Consider the following 8589-nt stretch of genomic DNA (forward strand, 5'->3'; position numbering starts at 1 on the left):
ATTCTCAGCTCAATACAGATTTTTCACAGATGTATTCTTTGTAATATTTTTCATATTATTTTTCAAAAGACTATCTCAAAGACTATCTCTCGCTATATTTTCAGGACTGAGTCTCCTTCTTATTTCCACATTCGCTTTCCCTTCTTTACTACAACAATATATCCCAAGTTTCAAACTGGGAAATTTTATGGGGAAATTTGAAAAAACACAATTATACAAACCTTCTACATATGAATATCATACCTACGATACTTTTAAACTGGGAAATCTGATCTTCAATGTATCAAAAAAATATCCTTATAATTTTGACACTCCTCTTCCTGCTATTTCCACAGGATATATCTATGAATATGAAAAAGCAGGGATCTTTCCTCAGCTTATAGACTCCAAAAATTTAGGAAAAGGATTCATATGGAAAAAGGCAAATAAGCAGGAAAAAGAAGAGCTCAAAAAGATTATTCATAAGATCAACCTTTCTTATCAATAGAACAAATCCCAATACTTTATTATCTAAAGAAAAAAAGGTAATTTTGTATCATGTTTAATAGTTTAGGTAATTTTCTCAGTCTTACGACATTTGGTGAAAGCCACGGTGCCGCTTATGGTGGAATAATTAATAATTTTCCGGCAGGCCTGGAAATAGATATAGAAAAAGTTCAATATGAACTGGATCGAAGAAAACCAGGACAATCAGCCATCGTTACTCAACGAAAAGAAAGCGATACAGTAAAGTTTCTCTCAGGGATTTTTGAAGGAAAAACTACAGGAACTCCGATAGGTTTTATTATTGAGAATGAAAATCAAAAATCTAAAGACTATGAACATATCGCCGATGCTTACCGTCCGAGTCATGCAGATTTCACCTACGACCAGAAATTCGGGATAAGAGATTATCGTGGAGGAGGAAAATCTTCTGCCAGAGAAACTATAAACTGGGTAGTGGCAGGAGCATTAGCCAAACAGCTTCTCCCCGAGTTTGAAATTAACGCCTATGTATCTTCTGTAGGAGATATTTTCTGTGAAAAACCTTATCAGGCTCTTGACTTTTCTAAAACGGAAAGTAATGAAGTACGGTGCCCTGATCCTGAAACAGCAGAAAAAATGATTTCAAGAATCAAGGAAATTAAAAAAGAGGGAAATACAATCGGAGGCACCATCACCTGCGTAATCAAAAATGTCCCTGTGGGAATTGGAGAACCTATATTCTCCAAATTACAGGCTGAACTGGGAAAAGCCATGTTAAATATCAACGCTTGTAAAGGATTTGAATATGGAAGTGGTTTTTGTGGAGCTAAAATGACAGGAAAAGAGCATAATGATGCTTTCAACACAGATTTTACTACACAAACTAATTTATCAGGAGGTATTCAGGGAGGAATTTCCAATGGAATGGATATTTATTTCCGGGTTGCTTTTAAACCGATCGCTACGATTTTACGACCTCAGGAAAGTGTTGACAGATATGGAAAACCTGTCACCGTAGAAGGAAAAGGGAGACATGATCCTTGTGTTCTTCCCCGAGCTGTCCCTGTAGTAGAAGCCCTTGCGGCTTTTGTATTGGCTGATTTATTTTTAATTAATAAGACAAGAAATTATAATAATTTTTAAAACACTTAGAATGAAAAAGTATTGGGAAAATGCAATCACATTTGAAGAATATCTTACCATTTCAAAACAAAGATTAGAAAATCCGGACAATGAAAATGATATAGAATTCAAACCTTATTATGAATTAGGAGTTCAGAGAATGGAGAGAACGCTAAGTAAGTTTTCAGCAGACAAAGAGCAGCGCAATATTTTACAATCTAAAAACTTCGACGGAAAAATACTCATCATATCAGAACCTTGGTGCGGAGACGCAAGTACAACAGTGCCGGCTCTTGTTAAATTCTTCGAAGGCAGAAATGAAGTTAAAATTTTCCTCAGGGATAGTGATACAAGTCTTATTGATCAGTTCCAGACCAACGGAACACAGTCCATACCCAAAGTCATTATTATGGACAATGAGCTTAATGTTAAAAATTCATGGGGTCCACGTCCTCAATATGGACATGGTCTTCTATTAAAATTCAAGGCCGATCCAGAATCGTATCCGAGAGAACAGTTTTACAATGATCTCCAGATATACTATGCCAAAAACAGAGGCAAAGATGCTATTCAAGAAATTTTAGAATTACTATGAAAAAAAATATCGTTTATATTGTATTAGTTCTCATTATAGGAGGTATCTTACTTATTCCCGGAGTAAGGAAATTCTTGGGGGACCAGTTTTTCCCGGTGGCTACCATAGAGAAAGCTGTTACTGTGAGTGAAAATGATTATGACATTGACCTACAGGGGATTAATGTATCCAGTACCAATCTGAAAAATTTCAGGGACAAGCCTGTTTTTCTTAATTTTTGGGGAACATGGTGCCCACCCTGCAGGAAAGAATGGCCTACCATCCAGAAACTGTATGACACCAGAAAGGATAAAATGGATTTTGTACTGATAGCCATGAAGGATGAAGAAGCTGCCGTAAAAAAATTTCTTCAGGAAAACAATTACAATGTTCCTGTATATATAGCCCAGAGCCCAATTTCCGAAAAACTTCTGCCTAAAGCTTTTCCTACGACTTTCCTTTTAGATAAGAATGGAAGAATCCTTTTAAAGGAAGATGCATACAAAGACTGGAGCACAGAATCTGTATACAAGTTCATTGATACGGTGATTCAATAATTTTTAACTAAATTTTATAATTTGTTGGTACAGAATTTGCGAATTTTGTAAGGTTAAGAAATTCATAGCCAAACACAAACAATGAAATATTCTAAACTAAGTCTCGCTAAAGAAGCCATAAACCATAAAGGTTTTGTAAAAAAGATTCCTGATATATTCAGAATGATCAAGTATTGGAAAAAAGGATTATATCCTGTAAAATCCATAGATATTATTCTCCCTCTATTAGGACTTCTGTATGTAGCCTCCCCCATAGATCTTCTTCCTGAAATTGCAGTTCCTGTAGTAGGAGTTTTAGATGATTTGGCTATCCTCTATCTTACTATTCCGAAACTGATCAAAGAAGTAGATAAGTTTCTGTTGTGGGAAGCAGAACAAAAATATACTAAGGTTATTGACGCTCAGATTGTAAAATAACTTAAAAAAAGTAAGTATCAGACCATTTTAATTTTCATTAAAATGGTCTTTTTATTTATAAATTAAGAATTTAAATTTTTAAGCCTTATTTCAAATCCTTAAATTTGCAAAATCTAATAAAAAATAATGGAAAGTAAAAAAGAATTCTTTTTAGAGTGTTATAAATTAGGCATTATTAAATTCGGGAGATTCACCCTAAAAAGTGGCATTGAAAGTCCTTTCTATGTGGATTTAAGACCTCTTGCTTCAGATCCTAAAATCTTAAAAAAACTAGCCAACTATTTATTGGAAATGCTTCCATTGGATAATTTTGATCTGATCTGCGGAGTTCCTTATGCCGCTCTCCCAATGGCAACAGCAATGTCTTTAGAAAGCTACATTCCATTGATTATTAAAAGAAAAGAAGCTAAAAACTACGGTACAAAGAAAATGATTGAAGGAATTTACCAGAAAGGACAAAACTGTCTTTTGGTAGAAGATGTTATTACTTCCGGAAAATCTTTATTAGAAACAATCGCCGAAATAGAACAAGAGGATATCAAGGTGGCAGATATCGTTGTGGTTTTAGACAGAGAACAGGGAGGAAAACAATTACTGGAAAGTAAGGGTTATCGTGTTCATACTCTATTTAATATTTGTGAAGTCTGTAATATTCTTCAGGAAAGCGGAGAACTTACCGATGATGAAGTTAAAAGAATTCATGATTTTCTTGCAGGAAACCATATCCAGTTTGAAGAGAAATCCAGACTTTCTTACGAGCAAAAACTAAAACATGCCCAGCATTCCGTATCAAAGAAGCTTTTGGAAACAGCTTTAGCCAAAAACTCAAACCTTATCGCTTCTGCTGACGTTACAACTACAAAAGAATTATTAGAACTTGCCGACCAGGTAGGACCTCATATTATAGCTCTTAAAACGCATATCGACATTATTTCCGATTTCGGATATGAAAAAACGATAATTCCCTTAAAAGAATTGGCTTCGAAGCATCAGTTTTTATTAATGGAAGACAGAAAATTTGCAGATATCGGAAATACCCAGGAATTACAATTTACCAGTGGAGTTTTCAAAATCACTGAATGGGCAGATTTCGTAACTTCTCAGGTAATCGGAGGATTCGAATCTTTAGACTGCTTTACCAATGTAGGAGTGGTAGCTATCATCGGAATGTCATCCAAAGGGACATTAACGACTAATAACTATCGTGAAGAAGCTCTGAAAATAGCCTTATCACATCCAAATGTAATTGGAGGTGTATCCCAAAATCAGATTCCGGATGAGATTCTGTTATTTACTCCGGGAGTTAACCTTGCAGATTCGGGAGATGGAAAAGGACAGCAATATAACACCCCGGAATATGTGTTCAAAAACCTTCATACAGACTTTATCATTGTAGGACGCGGTATTTACAAATCCGGTAACCCTCAAGAAGCTGCCATCGCTTATAAAAATGAAGGATGGAATGCTTATCTAAATTCTATGCAAAAAAGTATAATTCAGGGATAATTTACAGAAAGTCTATTCAAAATAATTTATATTTGGTGCTTTATCACAATTTTGAAAAAGATTAGCATTTGTTTTATTCTGTTTTTAGGTTTTGTGCGGATTGCTGCGCAAAAGGATAGCATATTTATAGATGCCAGATTTTCAGAAGATAAAAGGGTGCTGAACATCAGTCAAAGACTTGTTTACTATAACAATTCCGGAAATGATTTAAATGTTATTAAACTTTTAAACTGGATTTCTGCTTATAATAAAAGAGGAACCTCTTTAGTTTACAGGAAACTGGAAGACCGCAATAGTGATCTCCATTTTGCAAAACCGGAGCAGCTGGGAAAGTTATTAGAACTAGAAATAAAAAACAGGGAGGATTCGGTCTCTATCTCAAATCTTTCTGATGAAAACTTATATATCCCTCTTCCGCAGTCTTTAAAACCCGGGGAGAGCACTCAGATAGAGCTGCAGTACCAGATTCAGCTCCCTGATAAAAAATTTACGGGATATGGAATCTCCGGGCAAGATATTGCATTAAAATATTTTTTCCTGGTTCCCGATCATTTTGATCCGGACAATTCTTTTAAAAAAGTATATTATGATATTGAAGAATCTGTAAGCTTCAATACCTATTGGAATGTCAATTTTGATATGCCTTCTGATTATTTTATTCAAAGTGGACTTCCTCAGGTAGAAGCTCATCTATTCCGAGGATATCTGAATTCAGATCCTGAATTTTTAATTTCAAAAATCGAATATCCTTCTATAAAAATCAATACTAAGGATATCCATACTGATATTTATTTTGGATATAACTTAACTCTGCAGGACAAAGAAAACCTAGAATTTTATCTTCCTTTGCACCTTAGTTTTATCAAAGACAGAATGGGATCTATTCCTGACAAATTATTTATATCCAACAAATTCAGGGCTAATGAAGATTTCTTTGGAAATAATGATATCCACTTTTGGAAATTCCGGTTCCAGCTATTTTCCAATGCTGAAAAGATCGATCTTGACTATTTCGGAATTATTGCTAAAAAAATACTGGATGAAAATATCATAACTGACAAACAGGATAACCATTGGTTCAAAAACGGATTAAAATCTTATCTGGAAATTCAATATCTCAAAAAATTCTATCCTGATACAAAGTTATTAGGGAGCTTACCTGAAACCAGAATTTTTGGAGTAAAGCCTTTAAAGCTGTTTCATGCTTCAAGAGTTAACTTAATAGAGCGCTATGGTCTGGCTTATCAATATATCGCAGCTCAGAATCTTGATCAGAAAATTAATTCAACCTATACGGTTCTGAGTAATTTCAATGATATGGCAATCAGCAGCTTTGAAACGGGAAGTTTATTCAACTATTCTGCAGAGAAAATGGGAGCCGACAGGTTTGAAGCTGTAGCTAAAAACTATATTTCAAAAAACAATGATCAGCAGATTCATGCCCAGGATTTTTTAAAAGAACTTGCAGAAAAAGAAAAGACAACGGATTATCTGGCTTCTTTCTTTCAGCAGAAAAACAGGGTTAATTTTAAACTTAAAAGATTTAAACGAAACGATGACTCCCTCCACATCAATATATACAAAAATACCCCCCTTGATATTCCTGTAAAACTTGACACTCAATCTAAAAATGGGGAAAGAAAGTCTTATTGGGTTGAAACTCCTGAAAATGATCATATAAAAACAGTTACAATTCCGGCCCAGGATGTATATAAAATCACCCTCAATGATGATTTCATATTTCCCGAAACCAAATACAGGGATAACTTCTTATATGCTAAAGGATTATTTTCCAATACTAAGAAAATAAAATTAAAGCTTTTAAAGGATATTCCTAATCCGGAGTATAATGAAATTTATATAAGTCCACGCATCCGCTTCAGCAATACCTATGATAAATTTCTGTTTGGAATTAATTTCAAAAATCAATCATTATTTGATCAGAAATTTCTGTACTCTATAACACCTATGTACAGTTCCGGAACAGGAAAACTTACAGGTTCAGGCGCCGTCTCCTACTCTATTCTGCCTGCTGAAAGTATTATCAGAAGTCTTACATTTGGGGTATCGGGTTCTTATTTCCATTACGACTATGATCTTTCTTATAAAAAATCATCTATTTTCTCTAATATCAATTTCAGGAAAAATCCAAGAAGTACGGTAAGCAGAGGAATCAGTCTTTCCTACAACTATTTCGAAAGGGATCTGAGCCCAATTATGGCTGCAAACAGGGACTATTCCAGGTACAACCTATGGAGTGCCGGTTATGGATATACAGATAACCAGATGATACACGAGAAGAGTTTTAGCATCAGTGCCCAAGGTATGAAAGACTTCAATAAAATTACAGCAGAAGGTTTTTACCGATGGGAATTTGCTCCTAAACAAAAATTAAGCTTAAGATTATTTGCCGGATATTTCATCAACAATGATACCCGGAATAATACTTTTAATTATGGTATTTCAAGGGTCTCCAATTATTCATTTTCCTACAGTCTTTTGGGAGAAAGTGCAACGGGTGGAATTTTATCTCAACAGTTTATTCTTGCAGACGGTGGATTCAAATCTTTCCTTCCCGGTAGTGTGAATCAGTGGATCACCTCTTTCAATGTTGATTCAAGTGTTTGGAAAATTTTCCATGTCTATGCTGATGCAGGAATCTATAAAAATAAGAATGCATCCACAGAATTTATATGGGACAGTGGAATTAAGGTAAAATTGATTCCGGATTTTCTCGAAATTTATTTTCCTATCCAGTCGTCTTTAGGTTTTGAACCTTCATTTAAAGATTATGCTAAAAGAATCCGGTACACACTTGTCCTTAATTTGGGAGCCATTATCAATGCTGCCAGAAGAGGGTGGTATTAAAAAAGAGCGGCTGTAAAATGATCTACGGCCACTCCTCATTATAAAAGAAACAACTAATTAATCCTTTACTATTTTTTGAAAAACCTGCGTATTATTAACAATTGCCGTAACTATATAATTCCCTTTCGGCAGTTCGGAAATATTAAACTTCATATTGATTGGCAAAGCTGATTCCTTGATAATCTGCCCCAAATGATTATATATTTTTACCATCTTAACTTCTGTTTCAAATATAATTTCATGCTGAACAAAAGTATTTTTAATAAATTTTATTTTTGATTTTCTCACATCAGTCACTCCTAATATGCTTGTATTTGGGGTTAATGAAAAATCGTCTACAGCATATAATCCATCACTTCCAGGTTCATTTTTATCTACCCATTTAATAAATAAATTTCCTCCATTAGGAATGTTTAATCCTGAAATAGTATGTGACTTATTTACTCTATTTACTGCCAGATTACCGTCTACAGGAGTATTATTATTATCCGATGTTAATATCTCTACCATGTCCAGATCAGTAACTGGAGTCCAGCTACCCGAATCTAAGCGATCCGCATCCGTACTATAGGAAAAAGCTACTACCTCAATCGCTGTGTTGCTACCTGTTTTCCACTGTTCCTCGGTGAAAGATATTGTTATACTCGTAATATCAGATCCTGTATTATTAATAAACTGTGCACCTAATGCAGGAATCGTAGACCCCGAAGCCATGGTTCCCAATGCTCGGTCTGGGTTTCCGGCAGTTCCCACATTATAAACCCCTCCTGAGCTGGAATTCCCATCCGTTACAGCAAGAGTTAAAGACTGTCCTACAGTCCCTGAACCGGAAGCTCTTATTGCTGACCAGCCCGCCGGAAATACCTTTGTATTACCCATTATATCAAAGTCTTGAAGATAAGCTACTCCTGAAGATATGAGACTAATCTGACCAAAGCTGAAAATTGAATAAAAAACAGATGTGAAAAAATAAATCTTTTTCATAGTAGTATATTTTGTGTTTTATGTCAACAAATTTAGAAGGTATTATAAAGCCCGAAACAATAATGAGATTAATTTTGTGTTAATATTCCTATACTC

7 protein-coding genes and 1 pseudogene are annotated in these 8589 nt (G+C 34.8%); 7 read left to right on the top strand and 1 reads right to left on the bottom strand.

The window, feature by feature from the left end; translation table 11 throughout:
* From Q0A18_RS06370 to Q0A18_RS06400, 7 genes and pseudogenes are all read left to right on the top strand, one after another.
* A pseudogene (locus tag Q0A18_RS06370) lies at nucleotides 1–487 on the top strand (hypothetical protein); the annotation flags it as partial.
* Between the two features lie 50 nt (nucleotides 488–537).
* Nucleotides 538–1608 (top strand): chorismate synthase, encoded by a 1071-nt coding sequence (gene aroC, locus Q0A18_RS06375; protein WP_292009310.1) that lies wholly within the window; start codon nucleotides 538–540, stop codon nucleotides 1606–1608.
* 10 nt (nucleotides 1609–1618) lie between these two features.
* Complete coding sequence (locus tag Q0A18_RS06380) at nucleotides 1619–2182, top strand: thioredoxin family protein (protein ID WP_292009311.1); 564 nt, start codon at nucleotides 1619–1621, stop codon at nucleotides 2180–2182.
* The gene (locus tag Q0A18_RS06385; RefSeq protein ID WP_292009312.1) at nucleotides 2179–2718 is read left to right on the top strand and encodes a TlpA disulfide reductase family protein; all 540 of its coding nucleotides are present in this window, start codon (nucleotides 2179–2181) and stop codon (nucleotides 2716–2718) included. The genes Q0A18_RS06380 and Q0A18_RS06385 overlap by 4 nt, the downstream gene beginning before the upstream one ends.
* An 81-nt stretch (nucleotides 2719–2799) precedes the next feature.
* On the top strand, nucleotides 2800–3135 hold the full coding sequence (locus tag Q0A18_RS06390; RefSeq protein ID WP_292009313.1) for a YkvA family protein: 336 nt from the start codon (nucleotides 2800–2802) through the stop codon (nucleotides 3133–3135).
* Between the two features lie 126 nt (nucleotides 3136–3261).
* Nucleotides 3262–4641, top strand: coding sequence for an orotidine-5'-phosphate decarboxylase (pyrF, locus tag Q0A18_RS06395; RefSeq protein ID WP_292009314.1), 1380 nt, complete (start codon nucleotides 3262–3264; stop codon nucleotides 4639–4641).
* Between the two features lie 51 nt (nucleotides 4642–4692).
* Nucleotides 4693–7509: an aminopeptidase gene (locus Q0A18_RS06400; protein WP_292009315.1), complete on the top strand. Its 2817-nt coding sequence runs from the start codon at nucleotides 4693–4695 to the stop codon at nucleotides 7507–7509.
* Between the two features lie 57 nt (nucleotides 7510–7566).
* Here the strand turns inward: Q0A18_RS06400 and Q0A18_RS06405 are convergent, their stop codons facing one another.
* Complete coding sequence (locus Q0A18_RS06405) at nucleotides 7567–8493, bottom strand: T9SS type A sorting domain-containing protein (RefSeq protein WP_292009316.1); 927 nt, start codon at nucleotides 8491–8493, stop codon at nucleotides 7567–7569.
* Between the last annotated feature and the right edge of the window lie 96 nt (nucleotides 8494–8589).

The sequence above is a fragment of the Chryseobacterium sp. genome (genome assembly GCF_022712095.1).
Classification (GTDB): domain Bacteria; phylum Bacteroidota; class Bacteroidia; order Flavobacteriales; family Weeksellaceae; genus Chryseobacterium.